The sequence below is a fragment of the Morganella morganii genome (genome assembly GCF_019243775.1).
GTDB classification, from domain to species: Bacteria; Pseudomonadota; Gammaproteobacteria; order Enterobacterales; family Enterobacteriaceae; genus Morganella; species Morganella morganii.
This window is the reverse complement of record NZ_CP069157.1, coordinates 1,036,215-1,057,509: the sequence shown is the minus strand read 5'-3', so window position 1 is coordinate 1,057,509 and position 21,295 is coordinate 1,036,215. Positions and strand designations below refer to the sequence as shown.

Sequence of the window (21,295 nt, the reverse complement as noted above, 5' to 3'; positions counted from 1 at the left end):
TACTATTAATTATTTATTTACTAATTCAGCAATTTTATCCGCTGACAGGTAACCGGCAATCAGCGTTCCGTCCTCAAGGACAATCGCCGGAGTGCCGGTGATGCCGAATTTCAGGCCGAGATTATAGTGTTTACTGATATCAATGTTACAGCTGTCTATCTGCGGGATAGGTTCATTACGGAACACGTTATCCAGCGCTTTGGTTTTGAACCCGTTACACCAGACTGACTGCATTTCCCGGCCGACAGCTGAATCCGGCCCTTTGCGCGGAAACGCCAGATAACGGACCGTAATGCCTTTATCATTCAGCGCCTTATTTTCATTATGTAACTTCAGGCAGTACGGACAGGTGATATCCGTAAAGACAGTAATAACGTGGCTGCCGCGCTGAGATTTATAAATGATCATCTCATTTTCCAGGCTGTTCAGCTCATCCAGCAGCACATTATTGGTGATATTTTTCGGGGTTTTGCCGCTCATATCAAACATCGGCCCCTGCAGCAGATAACGGCCGTCATCGCTGATATAAAAAACACCCTGCGGGGTGGCTACCGCCGAGACACCCGGCACCGGTGACGGGCGGATCATGGTGGCGGTCATATCCATTTTGCCCAGTGCCGCTTTGATTTCGCTTTCCCCGGCAACCGCGCCGTGACTGAACACAAGCAGAAGCGCCAGTGCGGATGATACAATTTTCAGCATACTGTTTCCTTATCAGCCGCGCGGATGGTGCTGCTGGTGCAGCGTGCGTAACCGCTCCGTCGCGACATGGGTATAAATTTGTGTGGTGGATAAATCACTGTGCCCCAGCAGCATCTGCACCACCCGCAGATCCGCCCCGTGATTGAGCAGATGCGTGGCAAAGGCATGGCGCAGCACATGGGGCGAGAGTTTTTCAGTCGCAATCCCGGCTACGACCGCATAGTGTTTGATGCGGTGCCAGAATGTCTGCCGCGTCATCTGCCGCCCGAGTTTGCTCGGGAACAGCACGTCCGTAGCCTGTCCGTTCAGCAGTGACGGTCTGGCCTGTGCCAGATAAACCTCCAGCCAGTACACCGCTTCTTCCCCCATCGGCACCAGACGCTCTTTATTACCTTTACCGATCACACGGATCACGCCCTGGCGCAGACTGACATCCGGCAGCGACAGTGACACCAGCTCTGTCACGCGCAGTCCGCAGGCATAAAGCACTTCCAGCATGGCTTTATCGCGCAGTTCAAGCGGATCGGTAACATCCGGAGCCGCAAGCAGGTCATCCACCTGGCTTTCGCTCAAATCTTTCGGCAGCCGGGCGGGCAGTTTGGGTGCCGCCAGCTGAATAGTCGGGTCATCCGTCCGCAGTTTTTCACGGTAGCAATACTGGAAAAACCGGCGCAGCGAGCTGAGCATCCGCGCCGAACTGGTAGCTTTGTAACCGCGATCCAGCCGGCCGGCCAGAAAAGCCTGCAAATCAAGGGTGGTCAGCGATAACCAGTCCAGATCCTGCGGCGCCAGCCAGTCCGCCAGTGCCTGTAAATCCAGGCGATAGGATGCCAGAGTGTTTTCCGATAAATTCTGTTCCAGCCAGATAGTATCAAGAAACTGCTCTGTCAGTGCATCACTTTCGCTGTGTTGTACGGCGTCCTTCACCGCTGACCTCCCGTTTGAATTCCCGTGTCAGAATTAACTTATCTTCTGTTACAATACCGTAATCCTGTGATGAAAGCAGCGCACAGAGGCGGCGGGCTTTCATTTTTTACCCGATACACAGCAGAATAAACAGATGAAAATTGGTCTTTTTTATGGTTCCAGCACCTGCTATACCGAAATGGCAGCTGAAAAAATCCGTGATATTTTAGGTGATGATCTCGTTGAACTCCATGATGTGAAAGAGACAGATCTGCAACTGATGGAAAGCTACCCGGTGCTGATCCTCGGCATTCCGACCTGGGATTTCGGTGAAATCCAGGAAGACTGGCTGGCGGTGTGGGAGCAACTGCCGCAGCTTGATTTATCGGGAAAAATTGTCGCTATGTACGGCATGGGTGATCAGGTGGATTACAGCGACTGGTTCCTGGACGCACTGGGCTATCTGCATCAGCAGCTGCAATCATCCGGGGTAAAATTTGCCGGTTACTGGCCGGTGGACGGTTATACCTTCACCAGCCCGAAAGCCCTGACCCCGGACGGCAAACACTTTGTCGGCCTGGCACTTGATGATGTCAATCAGTATGACGAAAGCGAAGAGCGCATCGCCACATGGTGTATGCAGGTACTTGAGGAAGTTCAGGAACTGCTGTAGGCCGATCAGATATCCGGGTACTGTAAAAGCAGCTGATTAAGGCTGCTCCATGCCTCTTTCGGGACACTGTCAGAGGCTATCCACAGGTATTTCTGCCGCCCGGAGGTCAGTGAGCGCAGATGCAGACGGATACCCAGCCGGGTAATATATGGCGGTTTAGTGATTTCCCACTCGCTTTTACGCCATAAAATCCGGTTTTGATTCTGCAGACTGGCGGGACCGGCGCGTTTGCTGATTTTATACTGTGTCCGCCCCCAGCCTGCGATCAGCAGCAATGTCAGCGGCAGCCAGATAAATGAGGTTCTGCCGGGCCAGGGCGCAAATAATACACTCAGCGCCAGCACACCGTAAATCAGTGTTGAGAAGACCTGAGTATTAAATGAGACACGTAATACTGATTTCCATAAAACCACCGGTCTGCCCCCTCTGTATCCTGACATAATGACAGCACCCGCTGTCCGGCTGAGAACCCGGTTATCCCGCGTCCGTCAGCCGGAAAATATACGGCATTCCTTCCCGGTTTCCTATGAAATAACTGTGACCGGTTATGACTTTTTCTGCCGCTCAGTCCGGATAATACGCTGCGTTCTGTGCTGCCATCCGTGCCTGATTACGTTCCTGAATCAGCCGGATTATCTGATACAGCGCCTCATCATCCGGACGGCCTTTATTCATCAGCCAGTTAAACAGATCCGGGTCCGGGCAGTTCAGCAACTGCACAAAATCCTGTTTCTGAGCATCGGTCAGCGTGTCATATTCATGCTGAAAAAACGGCATAATCGCAATATCCAGCTCCCGCATGCCGCGACGGCAGGCCCAGTGGATGCGGGCTTTATTTTCAATATCTAACACCGGTATATCCTTTTTATAAGAAGCGGTTTATCAGACCGGTAAACATAACTGATGATACCAGCGTAGCCTACCAAGCCCTGACAATAAAGAAAATCGTCTGCCGCACATGCCGGAGAAAAATGCGTCTCAGGCGGAAAAATAAATGAAATCCGCAACTGCCGGTTTCATTGTCACTCCGCACGTACCGCATCACACAAAGGGTCAATAATATTCTCTTGCAATGTCTGTTATCTCTTTTACCATACATTGCACAGCTCTCCGGACAGGTAAAACATCATGAACACAGAAACAAATACATTACTCCCGCAACTGAGTGATTCTCTCCCCCTGACACGCATTTCCCTCAGCGATCTGGCGCTGGTGACCATCACCGGCCCGGATAGTCAGAAGTATCTTCAGGGACAGGTCACCGCTGATATCGACGCTATGGCTGATGATCAGCATGTGCTGTGTGCCCATTGTGATGCCAAAGGGAAGATGTGGAGTGATCTGCGTCTGTTTCATTATAAAGACGGTTACGCCTACCTTATCCGCCGCAGTGCGCTGGATACCCAGCTCGCGGAACTGAAAAAATACGCGGTATTTTCCAAAGTGACGATTGCCGCTGATGATAGTGCTGTCCTGACCGGGATCGCCGGTCACGGTGCGGCAGAAGTCTTACAGGCACATTTCAGCACAGTTCCGGATGCGGACACTCAGGTTGTCAGCAGCGATGACACCACGCTGCTGTATCTGCCGCTGCCGCAGGGGCGTTTTATTCTGATCCAAACCGCTGAACAGGCCGGTGCTTTATCTGATGCCCTGTCTCTGCCGGACGCGTCTGACACTCAGTGGACCGCACTGGATATTGAAGCTGGTTACGCCGTAATTGATGCGGCAACCGTCGGTGAATTTCTGCCGCAGGCAACAAATCTGCAATCCCTTCCCCGGGGTATCTGCTTTAAGAAAGGCTGTTATACCGGCCAGGAAATGGTCGCCCGCGCCAAATTCCGCGGTGCCAACAAACGCGCCATGTTCACACTGATTGGTCACAGCCGCCATGTGCCGGTCGCCGGTGATGATGCTGAGCGTCAGCTGGGTGAAAACTGGCGCCGCACCGGTACCATTCTCGCGGCTGTCCGCCTGAGCGATGACCGCGTTCTGGTGCAGATTGTGATGAATAATGATACGGAGGAAGATGCTGTCTTCCGTATCCGTGAAGATGAAGAAAGCCGCCTGAGCCTTTTCCCGCTGCCGTACTCCTTTACTGAAGAAGCCTGATTTCCCGTCATACCCGGGCGCAGAGATACCCTGTCTCTGCGCCCGGGGGTATTCCGTATAAATCCGTATTGAGGTTGTTATGTCATCAGCTGTTCCCGCACAGGAAGTCATTCCTTTTTCTCAGTTAATCACCTTTGTTATGGAGCTGGATAAGCTCAAAAGCGTTTACCGCAAAACCCGCCTGCTGAACAATGAACGTCAGGAAAACTCCGCTGAACACAGCTGGCATTTTGCCATGACAGCAATGGCTTTTGCGCCGTATGTTGAGGATGCGGATATGCTGCGGATCCTGAAAATGGCACTGCTGCATGATGTGGTGGAAATTGACGCCGGGGACGTGCTGGTCTTTGATCTGGCCGCCCGCGAAGCGATTGCGGAAAAAGAAGTGGCTGCCGCAAAACGGATTTTCGGCCTGCTGCCGCAGCCGCAGGCGGATGAGTTTCAGGCGCTGTGGAATGAGTATGACGCCGCAGAGACCTGCGAAGCCCGTATCGCCAATATGATCGACCGCGTGATGCCGGTGCTGATGAATCTGCACAACAATGGTCAGAGCTGGGTGGAAAACAATATTTCACTGGAACAGGTAATTGACCGCACGAAATTTATTGCGGATGTGCATCCGGCATTCTGGGCGTGGTTACGCGCCGAACTGGATACCGCGAAGCAGAAAGGCTGGCTGCACTGATAAAAAAGGCCGGTTGTGTTACCACAACCGGCCTTTTCTTTATCGTTTACCGTTTACTCGTAATCACTCATCGGTGCACAGGAGCACTGAAGGTGACGGTCACCGTAGACATCATCCAGCCGTTTAACCGTCGGCCAGTATTTGTTGTCACGGGTGGATTGAGTCGGGAATACCGCCACTTCACGGCTGTACGGGTGTGACCACTCCGCTGCCAGTTCAGTCTGGATATGCGGGGCATTCACCAGAGGGTTATCTTCCGCTGTCCACTCACCACTGCCGACCCGCTCCATTTCCGCACGGATACCCAGCATCGCATCAATAAAGCGATCCAGCTCCGTCTGGCTTTCGGACTCTGTCGGCTCAACCATCAGTGTGCCGCCGACCGGAAAAGACATAGTCGGTGCATGGAAACCGTAGTCAATCAGACGCTTGGCAATATCCATCTCCGTAATACCAAACTTCGCTTTCAGCGGACGGATATCCAGAATACATTCATGCGCCACATAGCCGTTACGGCCGGTATAAAGCACATCGTAAGCGGATTTCAGCCGTGCTGCGATATAGTTGGCATTGAGGATCGCCACCTGACTGGCCTGACGCAGCCCCTGCGCACCCATCATGCGGATATACATCCAGCTGATCGGCAGAATGGAAGCACTGCCGAACGGTGCGGCGGATACCGCGCCCTGAGAGGTCAGCAGCTCAGAGGTGACAATGGTGTGCCCCGGCACAAACGGTGCGAGGTGTTTTTTCACACCAATCGGCCCCATACCCGGGCCGCCGCCGCCGTGCGGAATACTGAAGGTCTTGTGCAGGTTAAGGTGAGAAACATCCGCGCCGATAAAGCCCGGCGTGGTCACGCCGACCTGTGCGTTCATGTTCGCGCCGTCCAGATACACCTGGCCACCGAATTCATGAATGATATCACAGACTTCGCGCACACCCTCTTCATACACCCCGTGGGTGGACGGATAAGTGATCATCACACAGGACAGATTTTCACTGTGCTGTTCTGCTTTCGCCCGTAAATCCGCCAGATCAATGTTACCGTCTTCATCACAGGCCACCACCACGACTTCCATCCCCGCCATATTGGCTGAGGCCGGGTTAGTGCCGTGAGCAGACTGCGGGATCAGACAGATAGTGCGGTGCCCTTCACCTTTGCTTTCCTGATAGCGGCGGATAGTCACCAGCCCGGCATATTCCCCCTGTGCGCCGGAGTTCGGCTGCATACACATGGCGTCATAACCGGTCAGCAACACCAGCCAGCGGGAGAGCTGTTCTATCATCACATGATAGCCCTGAGCCTGCTCCGGCGGGCAGAACGGATGCATATTACCGAATTCCGGCCAGGTTATCGGGATCATCTCCGCAGCCGCATTCAGTTTCATGGTACAGGAGCCGAGCGGGATCATCGCCTGATCCAGCGCCAGGTCTTTGCGGGCCAGACTGTGCAGATAGCGCATCATATCCGTTTCGCTGTGATAGCGGCGGAAGTTCGGATGCTTCAGAATCTCCCCTTCGCGGCGCAGCGCGGCAGGAATGGATTCAGAAGAAGCGGCAACCTGTGCATCGAGTGCATCAATATCCCACTGTGCTTCCTGTCCGGTCAGTACCGCGTACAGATTTTCCAGACATTCACGCTGCGTGGTTTCGCTCAGGGTGACCGCAACGGCACCCGGCAGATCGGTACGCAGGTTGATACGCGCCGCTTTGGCACGGGCCAGAACGGCAGCTTTGTCCTGCACTTCAATCGTCAGGGTATCAAACCAGGTGGTGTTACGCAGACGCAGACCTGCATCTGTCAGCGCTTTCGCCAGAATATCGGTCAGGCGGTGAATGCGGCCGGCAATCCGTTTCAAACCTTCCGGCCCGTGGTAGACCGCATACATCCCGGCGATATTTGCCAGCAGAACCTGAGAGGTACAGATATTGGAGTTCGCTTTTTCACGGCGGATATGCTGTTCGCGGGTTTGCAGCGCCAGACGCAGAGCACGGTTACCGGCGGCATCAATGGATACCCCGATAAGACGGCCCGGCATCGCACGTTTGTAAGCATCACGGCAGGCAAAGAAGGCAGCATGAGGGCCGCCGTAGCCCATCGGCACACCAAAACGCTGGGCTGAGCCGAAGACGATATCCGCGCCCTGTTTGCCCGGCGCTTCCAGCAGGACCAGCGCCATAATATCGGCTGCCACACTGGTGATCACCTGACGCTGATGTAACTGTGCCAGTAATTCACGGTAATCATGGATCTGTCCGCCGGTGCCGGTCTGCTGCAACAGCACACCGAACACATCATCGTAATCAAGGGCTTTTTCCGCACTATCGATTATCAGTTCAAAACCGAAATATTCAGCGCGGGTGCGGATCACATCCAGGGTTTGCGGATGCACGTCATCCGCAATGAAAAAGCGGTTGGCATTTTTCTTTTTGCTGACGCGTTTTGCCATCGCCATCGCTTCCGCCGCAGCGGTCGCTTCATCAAGCAGTGAGGCAGATGCCAGCTCCAGACCGGTCAGGTCGATAGTCACCTGCTGGAAATTCAGCAGTGCTTCCAGGCGGCCCTGGGAGATTTCCGGCTGATACGGCGTGTACGCGGTATACCAGCCCGGATTTTCCAGCAGATTGCGTAAAATTACCGGCGGCAGAATGGTCGGTGCATAGCCCTGGCCGATGTAAGAGGTAAATTGCTGATTCAGCCCGGCAATGATTTTCAGTTCTGCCAGCGCATCCTGTTCGGTTGCCCCTTCGCCCACGGCAGGCGGGATATCCAGCTGAATATCATCAGGGACAATATGGCGGGTGAGATCTTCAAGTGATGCCGCACCGACCGTTTTCAGCATATGCTGCTGTTGTTCAGGGGATGCGCCGATATGACGGCGGACAAATTCACCCCGGTTTTCAAGCTGCGTTAAAGTTTGAGTCATTGTTCTCCGGTTCCTGACATTGTCTGATTCAATAAAAACCCGAAAAAAAACCCTGTTTACTTACAAACAGGGTTCCGCAATCCGTCAGTCTTCTTCTTCAGCCTGCAGTTCTGCGTATTTGGCTGCGTCCATCAGACCGGCAAACTCATCCGGATCCGTGATTTTAATACGGATCATCCAGCCGCCTTCATACGGCTCGCTGTTTACCAGTTCCGGGCTGTCTTCCAGTGCTTCGTTCACGGCGATAACGGTGCCGGTCACCGGCGCATACAGGTCAGATGCCGCTTTTACCGACTCAACGGTACCGAATGCCTCACCAAACGTGATTTCATCACCCACTTCCGGTAATTCAACAAAAACCACATCGCCCAGCAGTTCCTGCGCGTAGTCAGTGATCCCTGCCACATACTCATCACCACTCTCATGGCGAACCCACTCGTGATCTTCTGTATATTTCAGATTCTCAGGTATATTACTCATCGCCAACGGCTCCTGTTATCGGGTTTCTCAAAATTTAACAATAAAATACGGATGTTCAGACCAGTGCTTTGCCGTTACGGACAAATCCCGGTTTCACGACCTCAACAGGCACTTCACGGTTGCGCACCTGTACAATAGCGGTATTGCCGATCCCCTGCGGGACGCGGGCCAGCGCGATACTGAATCCCAGTGACGGGGAGAAAGTTCCGCTGGTGATAACGCCGGTCTGTAATTTGCCGAGCTCATCAGTAAAGCGGACTTCCATTCCGGCCCGCAGTACGCCTTTTTCGCGCATCACCAGACCGACCTGTTTTTCAGTGCCGTCACGGCGGAATTTTTCCAGTGCCTCACGGCCGATAAATTTCCGGTCTTCCGGCTGCCAGGCAATAGTCCAGCCCATATTCGCCGCCAGCGGATTGACGGTTTCGTCCATCTCCTGGCTGTAAAGATTCATGCCAGCTTCGAGGCGTAAGGTATCCCGCGCTCCTAACCCGGCAGGTTTCACCCCGGCGGCCAGCAGTTTTTTCCACAGGTCAGCAGCCTGCTCTGCGGGCAGCGCGATTTCATAACCTTCCTCGCCGGTGTACCCGGTAGTGGCAATGAAATAATCGCCGCTCTGCACGCCGTAAAACGGTTTCATCCCGGCGACGGCGGCTTTTTGTTCCGCACTCAGCAGTGTCGCAACTTTTTCTTTGGCATGCGGCCCCTGAACAGCAATCATCGCCAAATCATCACGGACTGTCATCTCAGCCGCAAAGTTTTTGCGATGTTCGTCAATCCACGCCAGATCTTTTTCACGGGTGGCGGAGTTCACCACCAGCCGGTAAAAATCATCCGCAAAGTAATAGACGATAAGATCATCGATCACACCGCCGGACGCATTGAGCATCCCGGTATACAGTGCTTTGCCTTTTTCGGTGAGTTTTGCCACATCGTTGGCGAGAAGATAACGGAGGAACTGCTGACATTGCGGACCATGAAAGTCCACGATTGTCATATGGGAAACATCGAACATACCGGCGTCATTGCGGACATTGTGGTGCTCTTCGATCTGGGAGCCGTAGTGCAGCGGCATCATCCAGCCGTGGAAATCCACCATTTTTGCCCCGCAGGCAACGTGCTCACCGGACAGTGGTGTGTGTTGTGCCATTCTATCCCCTTTCAGTCAGACATAGTGCGCAGCGTGTACCGCGCAAACGATACCCTTTTCCTGACGTTATCACCGAATCACAAACGTAACCATAAGAAAAAATTGTGACCGTGTACGCGGACGGAAAAATACGAGCCGTCAGTATGCAGATTTTTCATCTGCCATTCTGAGCCCTGAGGCGCAAAAAAGCATTAACAGGTGATAGTTTTGAATTAAGCGGCGGGAATGCACTAAAACACCGGCCGGATCGACCGGTTAATTTTTAGTGCATTATGAATAAAACTAATGTGAAAAAAGCCCTTAAATTAGATTTTTTCAGCTGATGCCGGCTTCGGTTCACGCAGCCAGTCCGGCATATCACTCAGTCCGCGGGCATGGCGCAGCAGCGCCGGTTTCACGCCCGGCAGTGTGTCTGCCAGCACCAGACCGACATCACGGACCAGTTTTTTCACCGGATTGCTGCCGTCGAACAGTTCACGGAAACCCTGCATTCCGGCCAGCATCATTGCGGCACTCTGCTTGCGGCGGCGCTCAAAACGGCGCAGCCAGAAATAGTTACCGATATCTTTGCCTTCAGCCGTCAGACGGCGGATTTCGCCAATCAGCTCTGCCACATCCATAAAACCGAGGTTAACACCCTGTCCGGCCAGCGGATGAATGGTGTGAGCCGCATCGCCCAGCAGCGCCAGACGCGGCGCGGCGAACTGACGGGCATAACGTCCGGTCAGCGGGATTGCCCGCCGCTCACTGACCACTTCACACAGCCCGAGGCGCAGATCAAACGCCGCTGCCAGTTTATGGTTAAACGCAGCATCATCCAGATCCAGACAGTGCTGTGCTGTCAGTCCGGGCAGAGACCAGACAATTGAGCAGTGATGTGCATCCGGCAGCGGCAGAAATGCCAGAATGCCGTCGCCGTGGAAAACCTGACGCGCCACATTCTCATGCGGCAGTTCTGTGCGGATGGTGGCGACCAGCGCGTGATGCTCATAATCCCAAAACGAAACCGGGATATCCGCATGCTGACGCAGCCAGGAATTTGCACCGTCTGCCCCGGCCACTAAGCGGGTCGTGAGCATGTCGTCATTTTCCAGGGTGATAAAGGCATCGTTTTCGCCCCACACCACCTGACGGATTTGCGTACCGGTGAGCAGTGTTACATCAGACAGCTTTTGCACCCGCTCCCAGAGCGCGTTGCGGATCACATCGTTCTCAATGATATGACCAAGGTGTTCACAATGGGCTTCCGCCGCGCTGAACGCAATACGGCCAAAGCTGTCGTTATCCCACACTTCCATGCCCTGATACGGTGCCGCGCGTTTTGCCAGAATATCCTGCCAGACACCCAGTCGCCCCAGTAAGCGCTCACTGGCACTGTTGATGGCGGAGACCCGGACAGCAAACGGCGCCTGCGGATCAAAACGGGTATCCGGCGCCTGCTTTTCAATCACGGCGATACGCAGCCCGCAGCCGTGCAGACCACAGGCCAGTGCCAGCCCGACCATGCCGCCACCGGCAATTACCACATCATATGACTGCATTGTTTATCCTCTTTCCGTGGCGGTGTTAAGCGGCTGCGCGACCCAGCCGAGAGTCTGTTTTGCCAGCCGGTTGCGCAGAAACGGCAGCATTTCCATTGCCATCAGACCGGCATTCCGTCCGGCGGCCAGCGGGAAGCAACTGTTGGAGAAAAGGCGCACCAGGCTGTCGGTCAGGGTCATTGTCGCCTGCCGGTCAGCCTCACGGGCGGCATGATATTGCATCAGCACACGGTACTGACCAATATCTTCCTGTGATAAAAACGCCTGACTGATAACCTCCGCCAGTGCCATCACGTCACGCATTCCCAGGTTAAAACCCTGGCCGGCGATCGGATGGAGTGTCTGCGAGGCGTTACCCACCAGCGCCAGGCGGTGGGAAATCTGAGAGTGCGCGGCACTCAGAGTCAGCGGATAACAGTGACGGGCACCGGCAGTGACAATTTTGCCCAGTTGCCAGCCAAAGGCTTTCTGCAATTCGCGGCAGAAAGTCTCATCATCCCATTCACGCACGGCTTCCGCATGCTCTGCACGGTGACACCAGACCAGCGAACTGCGCCCTTCTGTCATCGGCAGCATGGCCAGCGGCCCCTGCGGGGTGAAACGCTCAAACGCCCGCCCCTGCGGATCCAATTCTGTCATCACATTGGCAATCACCGCCACCTGCTCATACGGGGTGTCGCTCCACTGCATACCGCATTGTTGCGCGACCGCAGAGTGACTGCCGTCCGCCGCGATCAGAACCTGACCGTTCAGTGTTTTGCCGCTGTCCAGCTGAACACTGACCGAATCCATTGTACGGGTAATGCTTTTTACGCTGTCCGGACAATACAACGTGACATTTTCGGCTTTTGCCAGTTCGGCAAACAGGGTTTGCCCGGCATCATACAGCTCAATCACCTGTCCGAGCGCATCAATATCATAATCACCGGCGGTAATATTCACACAGCCGGTATGCCCCTGATCAGACACATGCACCCGGGTAATCGGCGCCGCATGCGCTTTCAGGGCGGACCACAGCCCGATTTTCTCCAGCCGCTGACAGGTACCGTATGCCAGGGCAATCGCCCGCGCATCAAACCCCGGATGATGGTCATCCGGTAATCTGGCTTCCGCCAGTGCAACGGGAAGCCTGCCGTGACTGAGGCGGGAAAGTGCCAGCGCCAGTGTTGCGCCGGTCATTCCGCCCCCGGTGATTATCACACTCATTAATTATTCAGCCTGTTTTGCCTGCGCCATCAGCGCCTCAATATCATCTGCGTTTTTGACCACTGATGCGGTCAGGTTTTCGTTGCCGTCCGCTGTGATGACAATATCATCCTCGATACGGACACCAATGCCGCGATATGCTTCCGGCACATCCGCATCCGGCGCAATATACAGCCCCGGTTCGATGGTCAGCACCATACCCGGTTCCAGGATGCGGTCACGTTCTGTGCCGTAATGGCCGACATCATGTACATCCAGTCCTAACCAGTGGCTGAGACTATGCATGAAAAATGCGCGGTATGCTTTGGTCTCGATCAAATGCGGCACATCCCCGGTCAGTAAGCCGAGTTTTACCAGCCCTTCCGTCATGATTTCCACCACGCGCTCTGTCACCTCTGCAATAGAAGTACCGGGGCGGTAGAGTTCGAGGGAGACATCCAGGGTTTCCAGCACCAGATCATAGATTTCGCGCTGCTCTTTGCTGAATTTGCCGTTCACCGGGAAGGTACGGGTGATATCCCCGGCATAACCCTCAATTTCACATCCGGCGTCGATCAGCACCAAATCGCCGTCTTTCATCCGGCATTCGTTTTCGGTGTAGTGCAGAATGCAGCCGTTCTCACCGCTGCCGACAATGGTGTTATAGGACGGGAAACGCGCGCCGTTACTGACAAATTCGTGTTCAATTTCGCCCTGTAACTGGTATTCGTACATACCCGGACGGCATTTTTCCATCGCGCGGGTGTGTGCCAGTGCACTGACTTTCCCGGCACGGCGCATGATGTCCAGCTCCGCCGGGGATTTAAACAGACGCATTTCGTGGACAATCGGCCGCCAGTCAATAATCGTGCCCGGCGCGGAAAGGTTACGGCGGCTGCCGCGGCGCAGTGTATCGAGGGCATTAAAGACAATGGTATCAGCATACGCCATTTCGCCCTGAGCGAAATAGAGGGTGTCGAGGCCGTTAAGCAACTGGCAGAGCTGCTCGTTGATTTCATCAAACGGCAGTGCGCGGTCAATACCCAGTTTTTCCGGCGCAGCATCCTGGCCGAGACGGCGGCCGAACCAGATTTCCGCCGTCAGATCACGAACCCGGTTAAACAGAACACTGTGGTTATGGGTTTCATCACTTTTAATCAGTACCAGTACGGCTTCCGGCTCACTGAAACCGGTCAGGTAGAGAAAATCACTGTGCTGGCGGTAGGGATACTCACTGTCCGCATTGCGCTGTGCCGGAGGTGCCGAAAAGAAAACCGCCGCGCTGGCCGGTGCCATTTTTTCCAGCAATGCCTGACGGCGTGAGATAAATTCTTGTTTATTCATACCCTCTTTCCTTGTACTGTGTGATGATTCAGGAATCTGATGGTTCAGTGTGCCGCAGATTATCTGCTGCGGACAGATTCAGATATATCAGTGTAATGTCGGTTTCTGTTCCGGCGCATCAGCCTTTTGTGCGCTGCGCGGCTTCGCCAGCGAGATATAGCACAGCTGTACCGCAACGCGGACATACTCGATCACTTCTTCCAGCGCGTCATCCAACTCTTCGGCATCTTCTGCCTCATCATAGCCCAGCATGCCGATTTCCCGCAGATCAGTCACAATTTCTTTTACTTCCTTGCGATCACTGAATTTCGGATCCGCCACACCCAGACCTAATAAGAAGTGATTGACCCAGCCGGCCAGCTCATCAGCCCGGGCAAACACACCCGCTTCATCATCCGGCAGCAGTAAATTAAACTGACATTCGGTATCATCAAGCAGTTCAAATGTGGTATTAAAGAGAGCACGCAGCGGCTGTGCCAGAACCTGTGAAAACGCCATGCCTTCGTTGGTCAGGTCGTGGATCAGTGCCAGCCAGCTGTCATCTGTGTTACCGCCGCAGAGCAGACCCGTGATCAGGCCGTGCATCTCTGACGCGGTCATGGCGACGGCCTGCTGACGCAAAAGTTCATCAAGTGTTTTAAAATCGGGCAGTGTTTTATCCGGGGTCATTATTTTGCTCACCAGTCGGGTTTCAGTTCATGATATGCTACCATCAAGAGGCGCCGCTGTACCAGATAAGGGCTGCGGCCTGCTGCTATAACGTACACAATTCACGTCACACAGGATAATATCCTGTTGCAGAACCAAAGGAAGATTTCATGTCTGCACAACCCGTTGATATCCAGATATTCGGGCGTTCCATGCGCGTTAATTGTCCACCGGAACAAAGAGAAGCTCTGCTCGCTTCTGCTGCGGAGCTTGAACAACGGTTACAGGACCTGAAAGAACGCAGCCGGGTGTCCAACACAGAACAGCTCGTTTTTATCGTCGCGTTAAACATCTGTCACGAACTGGCACAAGAAAAATTGAAAACGCGCGATTATGCCTATAACATGGAACAGAAGATAAAACTGTTACAGCAGACTATCGAGCAGGCGCTGCATGACCAAACCCGAATCACTGAGCGCCAGGTAACACCTATTGAATAAAATTGTTTAGAAATCAGTCACTAGACAAAAAAAATTTAGAAATTAGGTTGCAATATCTGCCCGATTTCATACAATGAGTTTAAGAACAACGTTACATGAAGTTCACAAAATTCTCTGAGATGTTTGTCTGCGGGTCAGTCCCCTGAGCCGATATTGATACAGACAGAATGTGGTGATTTGTCACCGGTGAGCATACCTGATTCGTTCAGGCAGCCTAATGGAAGCAACACCGCGTTCACCTTGAACCAAGGGTTCAAGGGTTACAGCCTGCGACGGCATCTTGGAGACCTCTCTCTTCTTTATCTCCTGATATTTCGCTGATTTCACTATGACTCATGACCCGTTGTTACAAGCGCGGCATCATCTGCGTCAGTTAATCCGCAATAAGCGCCGTGCGCTGACACCTCAGCAGCAAAACACTGCCGCACAAGACCTTGTTCAGCAAATCATTCATCACCCTGATATACACCGCGCCAATAATATTGCCCTGTTTCTCTCTTTTGATGGTGAGATTGATACCCGTCCGCTGACAGAGTGGCTGTGGTCACAGGGAAAACAGGTATTTTTACCTGTTCTTCACCCGTTCAGCCGCCATCATCTGTTATTCCTTGCTTATCGCCCTGATACCCCGCTGATTAAAAACAAATTTTCAATTTCAGAACCGGCATTGGATGTCACACAGGTATTACCGCCGCAGGAACTGGATATTATGTTTATTCCGCTGGTCGCGTTTGATGAAAAAGGAGAGCGTCTCGGGATGGGCGGCGGTTTTTATGACCGCACACTGACAGGCTGGCAGAAGAAAGGGTTTTACCCGGTGGGGCTGGCACATGATTGTCAGCAGGTTGATGAACTTCCTGCCGCACAGTGGGATGTCCCGCTGCCGGAAGTGATCACGCCATCACGTCGCTGGCTGTGGCCGGAACATAAATAAATCAGTATAAACAATCAGATAAATAATCCATCTGCTGCTGACAGCGACAGCGGTTAACGGGCAAATGAAACGAAAAGCATGCGCGTCATGGATGACGCGCCTGAGCGCACACGGATGTGTTTACCGCGACTTTTCGTTTTTGCCCGTTATCCGCAGAGCAATCACCGCTCTCAGAACAACAGACGTGCTCTGACAGTTCCCGGCAGCGCTTTCAACTGCAGCAGAACGTCGTCAGCTTCATCTTTGTTATTCGCCACAATGTCGATAACCACATAACCCAGATCACCCGCCGTCCGCAGATACTGCGCCGCGATATTAATACCGCGATCAGTAAAGACCTGGTTGATGCTGGTCAGCAGTCCCGGGCGGTTTTCGTGGATATGCAGCAGACGGTTGGCATTCTGGCCATGCACCGGCAGTGACACTTCCGGGAAGTTGACCGCAGAGAGCGTCGAGCCGTTATCGGAATATTTCGCCAGCTTACCGCCGACCTCAAACCCGATATTTTCCTGTGCTTCCTGAGTGGAGCCGCCGATATGCGGGGTGAGAATGACATTATCAAACCCAATCAGCTCTGAAATAAACGGATCTGCCGGGTCATTGTTGGCCGCCGGTTCAGACGGGAACACATCCACTGCCGCGCCGGACAGGTGTTTTGATGCCAGTGCCTGACTCAGAGCCGGGATATCCACTACTGTGCCGCGTGAGGCGTTAATAAAAATTGCCCCCGGTTTCATCAGCTCAAACTCATGTTTACCAATCATATTTTTGGTGGATTCCGTTTCCGGCACATGCAGGCTGACCACATCACTCATATTCAGCAGCTCAGACAGATGGCGCACCTGAGTGGCATTGCCGAGCGGCAGTTTGTTTTCGATATCGTAAAAATAGACATCCATCCCGATGGATTCCGCCAGGATCCCCAGCTGTGTCCCGATATGGCCGTAACCGATAATCCCCAGCTTTTTACCGCGCGCCTCGTAGCAGCCTTTCGCCTGTTTATCCCAGATACCGCGATGCGCTTTGGCATTCGCCTCCGGAATACGGCGCAGCAGCAGTAATAACTGGCCCAGCACCATCTCAGCCACGGAACGGGTGTTTGAGAATGGTGCGTTAAAGACCGGAATACCGCGTTTTGCCGCTGCATCAAGATCAACCTGGTTAGTCCCGATACAGAAACAACCGACGGCGACCAGTTTTTCCGCACAGGTAAAAATCTCTTCCGTCAGTTGGGTACGGGATCGGATACCGATAAAGCGTGCATCACGGATCGCTTCTTTTAATTCTTCCGTGGATAATGCGCCTTTATGATATTCAATATTTGAATAACCCGCTGCTTTCAGACTGTCTACCGCACTCTGGTGTACGCCTTCCAATAGCAGAAATTTAATTTTATCTTTTTCCAGTGATACTTTTACCATGACCCTGCCTTTTGTTAAGTTCCCGAAATGTCCTGTCCTCACATCAAAATAACAAAAAATAACGTCTCCGCAATACACGCTCCTGTACAAGTCACAGAACAAGTCACAGGGAAAAGGCAGGTTTACAGGAGAAAATGAAAAAATGCCGCTGAGAGCTGATATTTTGGCCATATCAAAGACAAAATTGTGATATATATCACCGAAATTTATGATTTTAAAAAAATAAAAAAAGGAACCGTTTCCGGTTCCTTATTCAGCATCTGAATATGACAGATATAGTACTGATTTATTTAATGGTTTTTACGCCATCCTGAGTACCCATCAGCACCACGTCGGCACCACGGTTAGCAAATAAACCAACGGTCACCACACCGGCGATACCGTTGATTTTATTTTCCAGCTCAACCGGATTCAGGATTTCCAGGTTGTAGACATCCAGAATTACGTTACCGTTATCTGTTACCACATTCTGACGGTATTCCGGCTGACCACCGAGTTTGACCAGCTCGCGCGCCACATAAGAACGCGCCATCGGGATCACTTCCACCGGCAGCGGGAATTTACCGAGAATATCAACACGCTTGCTTTCATCCACGATACAAATGAATTTCTTCGCGATAGCTGCCACGATTTTCTCGCGGGTCAGTGCTGCGCCACCGCCTTTGATCATATTCATATGGTGGTCAATTTCATCCGCGCCGTCGACATACACATCCAGACTGTCCACATCATTGCAGTCCAGCACAGGAATGCCGTAGCTTTTCAGTTTTTCGGTTGAGACCACAGAGCTGGATACCGCGCCGTCAATCTGGCCTTTCATGGTTGCCAGTGCATCAATAAAGTGAGATGCGGTGGACCCGGTGCCCACACCGACAATGGTGCCCGGCTTCACGAATTCTAATGCTGCCCAGCCAACCGCTTTTTTTAATTCATCCTGAGTCATGTTATTGCCTTTTCGTCGTCATCCTATGCCACCGGCATAGCCCGCAATAATTATAGCAATTATTTCTCCCCCGGAATGCGAATTGTGGCATATTGTGAATGACTTATAAAAAAGAGGAGAAAACCGCCATGAGACGACCGGATTATCGTGCCCTGCAGGCGCTGGACGCTGTTATCCGTGAACGTGGTTTTGAGCGGGCTGCACAGAAACTCTGTATTACCCAGTCTGCCGTTTCGCAGCGCATCAAACAGCTGGAAAATCTGTTCGGGCAGCCGCTGCTGGTGCGTACCGTGCCGCCGCGTCCGACTGAAGAAGGCCAGAAGCTGCTCGGCCTGCTGCATCAGGTGGAATTACTCGAAGCGGAATGGCTGGGGGATGATGCCGGGAATATTGAGCCGCCGCTGATCTCTCTGGCGGTCAACGCCGACAGCCTCGCGACCTGGCTGCTCCCGGCACTGCGTCATGTTCTGGCTGACCTGTCTATCCGTCTGAATATTCAGGTGGAAGATGAATCGCGGACTCATGAACGCCTGCGGCGCGGGGAAGTGGTCGGTGCGGTCAGTATTCAGCCGCGTCCGCTGCCCGGATGTCTGGCGGATCAACTTGGCGCGCTGGATTACCTCTTTGTCGCCTCACCGGAATTTGCCGCCCGTTATTTTCCTGACGGTGTCAGCCGCAGTGCCCTGCTGAAAGCCCCGGCTGTGGCGTTTGATTATCTCGATGACATGCACATGGCCTTTTTGCAGACCAATTTTGACCTCGCCCCCGGCAGTGTGCCGAGCCACGTACTCAATTCCTCAGAAGCCTTTGTGCAGCTGGCAAAACAGAGCTCAGCCTGTTGTATGATCCCGCATTTGCAGATTGCGGATGAACTGGAGCGGGGAGAGTTACTGGATCTGACACCGGGGCTGTTTCAGCGCCGGATGCTGTACTGGCACCGGTTTGCACCGGAAAGTGCCACCATGCGCCGGGTGACTGACGCCCTGCTGAAACACGGGCGTCAGACCTTACGGCAGGAGCAGCCTGAAACGGCTTAACGTTTCAGTTCAAACACGACATCCACCTGGTCGCGGAAATCGATAGTCTGCTGTTCATAGGTTTCATCCGCAGAGACTGCTGCCGGTGCGCCGGCGGCCAGCATCATTTTATTACGCGCCATTACCGGAACCGGCTGTGGTGCGTTGTAACCGATGCTGTAAACCGCACCCAGCTCAGTACCAAAGCCTTTTGCGACCGATTTGGCTTGTGAAATCGCATCAGAAATCGCTTTCTGGCGTACTTCTTCACGGTATTTCTCCGGATTATTCACCCCGAACTCAACGGCACTGATATCATTCAGCCCGCTTTTCAGCGCACCGTCGAGCAGTGTGTTCAGTTTGTTCAGGTCATGCACTTTCACTGTCACAGAGCGTGAGGCGTTATAACCACGGATAACGGACTCTTCTTTCTCTTTGTCATAGACATAATCCGGACTGGTACTGATATTGGCCGCATTAATGTCTTTCTTTTCAATTCCCTGTGCTTTCAGGAAATCAAAATATTGCGCCACACGTTTATCTGCCTGTGCTTTGGCGGCTGACGCATCTTTTTCCTTTACTGTCACATTGATGGACAGTGTCGCCATATCAGGCTCAGCCTGGATCACGGCGCTGCCGGAGGTTGAAATATGCGGGCCTGCCGGCGTTTCCGCTGCCTGAGCAGCTGCCGCGTAACCACCCAGGGCAACCATAGCGGCAAGAGCAAGAGATTTCAGTTTCACATATCCTCCTTCTGTTTTAAACCGGTCACATAACAGAATGTTATGCCGGAATTAGTAACACTACCACACTCTGACGAAACAATATTTCGGATTAATAAGAAATATTCAATCCTTTTAAAGCTAATTGTATCGCGATATACCACATCACCGAACCGACAAACAGATTGATAATCCGCTGTGAAACCGGTTTTTGCAGCACCGGAGAGAACCATGCCGCCAGCAGCGCCAGGCCGAAGAACCACAATATTGATGCACAGACTGCCCCGGCGGTGAACCAGATCCGCATATCAGAACCGAGTTGCCCGCCGATGCTGCCCAGCACCACAAAGGTGTCCAGATAAACATGCGGATTCAGCCAGGTAACAGCCACCAGCGTCATAATCACCCGCCAGCGACTGCGGACCACCTGTTCCTGCATGGTCAGCGCGGTATCAGCGGTAAAAACTGCCCGCAGTGCCCCCCAGCCGTACCACAGCAAAAACGCCACGCCGCCCCAGGTAACCAATGCCATCAGCCACACTGACTGGCTCAGCAGCGCACTGCCGCCGAAGACCCCGGCCGTGATCAGTAAAACATCACTCAGCGTGCATAAAAATGCACTCATCAGATGGTACTGTTTACGGCTCCCCTGCTGTAATACAAATACGTTTTGCGGCCCGAGCGGCAGTATCATTGCTGCGCCAAGTAATAACCCCTGAAAATAAGTCGATAACATGCAAAAAATCCCGATAATTATTCAATCCACGCCGGATGGAATGAATATTACCGGGATTTCAGTATTAGTGAAATTAATACCATTAATGGACCATTACTGCGGCTAATAACACACGGAAAAATGCTGTCAGATCCACTCCCAGACCAGACGCACCGGTGTACCGAGACATTCACTCACACGGCGGATAATTTCATCACGCCCGTTATCCATGCAGACAATAAAACTGTTGTTATAACGGACGGTCAGCCCGTAACACGCAAGACCACCGGTTTCATCGTAATCCATATCCGGAATAACGACCGGCGCCCCGCAGCAGGGGGTATTACGTGGTGTCAGTGCCGCCGAGATACGCGCCTGTCCGGTGACCGCAAAAATCGCATTCATCTGTGCGCCCCACCAGACACCGGAAACCGGCTTACGGCAGACAGGGCAAAGCGGATAACGGAAATTTTCACTGCCGGACCAGAACATAACGTCCGGATCCGCCTGATGCATAATATCGTCAGCCGCCATCCACTCACTCAGATACTGCTCCGCAGCCTGTTGCTGCTCAGCATCCGGGATATAACTCAGTGTCTCAGGAATAAAATGAAGTAAATGCTCGCTCATCATAATCTCTCACAGTACGGCAAAAAAAAGCGGCACCCGAAAGGGGCACCGCTGATAA

Annotated in this window: 22 protein-coding genes and 1 other RNA gene; 7 read left to right on the top strand and 16 right to left on the bottom strand. The window is 53.1% G+C overall.

The window, feature by feature from the left end; genetic code table 11:
- Window positions 1-9 precede the first annotated feature (9 nt).
- On the bottom strand, window positions 10-702 hold the full coding sequence (gene dsbC, locus JL661_RS04770) for a bifunctional protein-disulfide isomerase/oxidoreductase DsbC (protein WP_062772753.1): 693 nt from the start codon (window positions 700-702) through the stop codon (window positions 10-12).
- A gap of 12 nt (window positions 703-714) precedes the next feature.
- Window positions 715-1,629: a site-specific tyrosine recombinase XerD gene (xerD, locus tag JL661_RS04765; RefSeq protein WP_062772750.1), complete on the bottom strand. Its 915-nt coding sequence runs from the start codon at window positions 1,627-1,629 to the stop codon at window positions 715-717.
- 133 nt (window positions 1,630-1,762) lie between these two features.
- On the opposite strand from xerD, the gene fldB reads away from it, so the two are divergent.
- Window positions 1,763-2,281 (top strand): flavodoxin FldB, encoded by a 519-nt coding sequence (fldB, locus tag JL661_RS04760; RefSeq protein WP_004238332.1) that lies wholly within the window; start codon window positions 1,763-1,765, stop codon window positions 2,279-2,281.
- Between the two features lie 5 nt (window positions 2,282-2,286).
- Here the strand turns inward: fldB and JL661_RS04755 are convergent, their stop codons facing one another.
- Together JL661_RS04755 and JL661_RS04750 are read right to left on the bottom strand one after the other, a co-directional pair.
- Window positions 2,287-2,694: a protein YgfX gene (locus JL661_RS04755; protein WP_004240903.1), complete on the bottom strand. Its 408-nt coding sequence runs from the start codon at window positions 2,692-2,694 to the stop codon at window positions 2,287-2,289.
- Window positions 2,695-2,845: 151 nt separating this feature from the next.
- Window positions 2,846-3,082 (bottom strand): succinate dehydrogenase assembly factor 2, encoded by a 237-nt coding sequence (locus JL661_RS04750; RefSeq protein ID WP_004238335.1) that lies wholly within the window; start codon window positions 3,080-3,082, stop codon window positions 2,846-2,848.
- A 327-nt stretch (window positions 3,083-3,409) separates the two neighbouring features.
- On the opposite strand from JL661_RS04750, the gene ygfZ reads away from it, so the two are divergent.
- Both ygfZ and JL661_RS04740 read left to right on the top strand, forming a co-directional pair.
- The gene (gene ygfZ / locus JL661_RS04745) at window positions 3,410-4,393 is read left to right on the top strand and encodes a tRNA-modifying protein YgfZ (RefSeq protein WP_004238336.1); all 984 of its coding nucleotides are present in this window, start codon (window positions 3,410-3,412) and stop codon (window positions 4,391-4,393) included.
- 79 nt (window positions 4,394-4,472) lie between these two features.
- Entirely contained in the window at window positions 4,473-5,078 is a 606-nt protein-coding gene (locus JL661_RS04740; protein WP_036416811.1) for an HD domain-containing protein, read from the top strand.
- A gap of 53 nt (window positions 5,079-5,131) precedes the next feature.
- Here JL661_RS04740 and gcvP read toward each other — a convergent pair whose 3' ends face one another.
- The 7 genes from gcvP to JL661_RS04705 form a co-directional block, all read right to left on the bottom strand.
- Window positions 5,132-8,008: an aminomethyl-transferring glycine dehydrogenase gene (gene gcvP / locus JL661_RS04735; protein WP_036416809.1), complete on the bottom strand. Its 2,877-nt coding sequence runs from the start codon at window positions 8,006-8,008 to the stop codon at window positions 5,132-5,134.
- 84 nt (window positions 8,009-8,092) lie between these two features.
- Window positions 8,093-8,488 (bottom strand): glycine cleavage system protein GcvH, encoded by a 396-nt coding sequence (gene gcvH, locus JL661_RS04730; protein WP_004238339.1) that lies wholly within the window; start codon window positions 8,486-8,488, stop codon window positions 8,093-8,095.
- Between the two features lie 55 nt (window positions 8,489-8,543).
- On the bottom strand, window positions 8,544-9,638 hold the full coding sequence (gcvT, locus tag JL661_RS04725; protein ID WP_004238341.1) for a glycine cleavage system aminomethyltransferase GcvT: 1,095 nt from the start codon (window positions 9,636-9,638) through the stop codon (window positions 8,544-8,546).
- 305 nt (window positions 9,639-9,943) lie between these two features.
- Window positions 9,944-11,179, bottom strand: a complete 1,236-nt coding sequence (gene ubiI / locus JL661_RS04720) for an FAD-dependent 2-octaprenylphenol hydroxylase (RefSeq protein ID WP_004238342.1) — start codon at window positions 11,177-11,179, stop codon at window positions 9,944-9,946.
- Between the two features lie 3 nt (window positions 11,180-11,182).
- The gene (gene ubiH / locus JL661_RS04715) at window positions 11,183-12,385 is read right to left on the bottom strand and encodes a 2-octaprenyl-6-methoxyphenyl hydroxylase (protein WP_004238343.1); all 1,203 of its coding nucleotides are present in this window, start codon (window positions 12,383-12,385) and stop codon (window positions 11,183-11,185) included.
- A gap of 3 nt (window positions 12,386-12,388) precedes the next feature.
- The gene (gene pepP, locus JL661_RS04710; RefSeq protein ID WP_036416807.1) at window positions 12,389-13,708 is read right to left on the bottom strand and encodes a Xaa-Pro aminopeptidase; all 1,320 of its coding nucleotides are present in this window, start codon (window positions 13,706-13,708) and stop codon (window positions 12,389-12,391) included.
- A gap of 87 nt (window positions 13,709-13,795) precedes the next feature.
- Entirely contained in the window at window positions 13,796-14,377 is a 582-nt protein-coding gene (locus JL661_RS04705; protein ID WP_004238345.1) for a YecA/YgfB family protein, read from the bottom strand.
- A gap of 149 nt (window positions 14,378-14,526) precedes the next feature.
- Between JL661_RS04705 and zapA the strand changes: the two genes are divergently transcribed.
- The 3 genes from zapA to JL661_RS04690 all read left to right on the top strand — a co-directional run bounded on the left by zapA (window position 14,527) and on the right by JL661_RS04690 (window position 15,790).
- Window positions 14,527-14,856 carry a cell division protein ZapA gene (gene zapA / locus JL661_RS04700; RefSeq protein WP_004238346.1) on the top strand — a complete coding sequence of 110 codons (330 nt, stop codon included), beginning with the start codon at window positions 14,527-14,529 and terminating at the stop codon, window positions 14,854-14,856.
- A 108-nt stretch (window positions 14,857-14,964) separates the two neighbouring features.
- A non-coding RNA gene (gene ssrS / locus JL661_RS04695) (6S RNA) lies at window positions 14,965-15,147 on the top strand.
- A gap of 37 nt (window positions 15,148-15,184) precedes the next feature.
- Window positions 15,185-15,790, top strand: coding sequence for a 5-formyltetrahydrofolate cyclo-ligase (locus tag JL661_RS04690; protein ID WP_049246362.1), 606 nt, complete (start codon window positions 15,185-15,187; stop codon window positions 15,788-15,790).
- Between the two features lie 170 nt (window positions 15,791-15,960).
- Here the strand turns inward: JL661_RS04690 and serA are convergent, their stop codons facing one another.
- On the bottom strand, window positions 15,961-17,211 hold the full coding sequence (gene serA, locus JL661_RS04685) for a phosphoglycerate dehydrogenase (RefSeq protein ID WP_062772747.1): 1,251 nt from the start codon (window positions 17,209-17,211) through the stop codon (window positions 15,961-15,963).
- 286 nt (window positions 17,212-17,497) lie between these two features.
- Entirely contained in the window at window positions 17,498-18,154 is a 657-nt protein-coding gene (gene rpiA, locus JL661_RS04680; RefSeq protein WP_004238350.1) for a ribose-5-phosphate isomerase RpiA, read from the bottom strand.
- Window positions 18,155-18,282: 128 nt separating this feature from the next.
- On the opposite strand from rpiA, the gene JL661_RS04675 reads away from it, so the two are divergent.
- Window positions 18,283-19,191, top strand: coding sequence for a LysR family transcriptional regulator ArgP (locus JL661_RS04675; RefSeq protein ID WP_015422913.1), 909 nt, complete (start codon window positions 18,283-18,285; stop codon window positions 19,189-19,191).
- Here JL661_RS04675 and JL661_RS04670 read toward each other — a convergent pair.
- The 3 genes from JL661_RS04670 to JL661_RS04660 form a co-directional block, all read right to left on the bottom strand.
- Window positions 19,188-19,913 (bottom strand): oxidative stress defense protein, encoded by a 726-nt coding sequence (locus tag JL661_RS04670; RefSeq protein WP_015422914.1) that lies wholly within the window; start codon window positions 19,911-19,913, stop codon window positions 19,188-19,190. The two genes, JL661_RS04675 and JL661_RS04670, sit on opposite strands and share 4 nt — an antisense overlap.
- Before the next feature lie 91 nt (window positions 19,914-20,004).
- Complete coding sequence (argO, locus tag JL661_RS04665) at window positions 20,005-20,628, bottom strand: arginine exporter ArgO (RefSeq protein ID WP_004238353.1); 624 nt, start codon at window positions 20,626-20,628, stop codon at window positions 20,005-20,007.
- A 126-nt stretch (window positions 20,629-20,754) separates the two neighbouring features.
- A complete protein-coding gene (locus JL661_RS04660) occupies window positions 20,755-21,240 on the bottom strand; it encodes a hypothetical protein (protein WP_004242015.1) in 486 nt (161 codons plus the stop codon).
- Between the last annotated feature and the right edge of the window lie 55 nt (window positions 21,241-21,295).

Bases quoted from the DNA above. Each gene is read 5' to 3' on its own strand.
- dsbC (WP_062772753.1), bottom strand. From the start codon at position 702: ATGCTGAAAATTGTATCATCCGCACTGGCGCTTCTGCTTGTGTTCAGT.
- fldB (WP_004238332.1), top strand. From the start codon at position 1,763: ATGAAAATTGGTCTTTTTTATGGTTCCAGCACCTGCTATACCGAAATG.
- JL661_RS04750 (WP_004238335.1), bottom strand. From the start codon at position 3,082: ATGCGGGAGCTGGATATTGCGATTATGCCGTTTTTTCAGCATGAATAT.
- ygfZ (WP_004238336.1), top strand. From the start codon at position 3,410: ATGAACACAGAAACAAATACATTACTCCCGCAACTGAGTGATTCTCTC.
- JL661_RS04740 (WP_036416811.1), top strand. From the start codon at position 4,473: ATGTCATCAGCTGTTCCCGCACAGGAAGTCATTCCTTTTTCTCAGTTA.
- gcvP (WP_036416809.1), bottom strand. From the start codon at position 8,008: ATGACTCAAACTTTAACGCAGCTTGAAAACCGGGGTGAATTTGTCCGC.
- gcvH (WP_004238339.1), bottom strand. From the start codon at position 8,488: ATGAGTAATATACCTGAGAATCTGAAATATACAGAAGATCACGAGTGG.
- gcvT (WP_004238341.1), bottom strand. From the start codon at position 9,638: ATGGCACAACACACACCACTGTCCGGTGAGCACGTTGCCTGCGGGGCA.
- ubiI (WP_004238342.1), bottom strand. From the start codon at position 11,179: ATGCAGTCATATGATGTGGTAATTGCCGGTGGCGGCATGGTCGGGCTG.
- ubiH (WP_004238343.1), bottom strand. From the start codon at position 12,385: ATGAGTGTGATAATCACCGGGGGCGGAATGACCGGCGCAACACTGGCG.
- pepP (WP_036416807.1), bottom strand. From the start codon at position 13,708: ATGAATAAACAAGAATTTATCTCACGCCGTCAGGCATTGCTGGAAAAA.
- JL661_RS04705 (WP_004238345.1), bottom strand. From the start codon at position 14,377: ATGACCCCGGATAAAACACTGCCCGATTTTAAAACACTTGATGAACTT.
- zapA (WP_004238346.1), top strand. From the start codon at position 14,527: ATGTCTGCACAACCCGTTGATATCCAGATATTCGGGCGTTCCATGCGC.
- JL661_RS04690 (WP_049246362.1), top strand. From the start codon at position 15,185: ATGACTCATGACCCGTTGTTACAAGCGCGGCATCATCTGCGTCAGTTA.
- serA (WP_062772747.1), bottom strand. From the start codon at position 17,211: ATGGTAAAAGTATCACTGGAAAAAGATAAAATTAAATTTCTGCTATTG.
- rpiA (WP_004238350.1), bottom strand. From the start codon at position 18,154: ATGACTCAGGATGAATTAAAAAAAGCGGTTGGCTGGGCAGCATTAGAA.
- JL661_RS04675 (WP_015422913.1), top strand. From the start codon at position 18,283: ATGAGACGACCGGATTATCGTGCCCTGCAGGCGCTGGACGCTGTTATC.
- argO (WP_004238353.1), bottom strand. From the start codon at position 20,628: ATGTTATCGACTTATTTTCAGGGGTTATTACTTGGCGCAGCAATGATA.
- JL661_RS04660 (WP_004242015.1), bottom strand. From the start codon at position 21,240: ATGATGAGCGAGCATTTACTTCATTTTATTCCTGAGACACTGAGTTAT.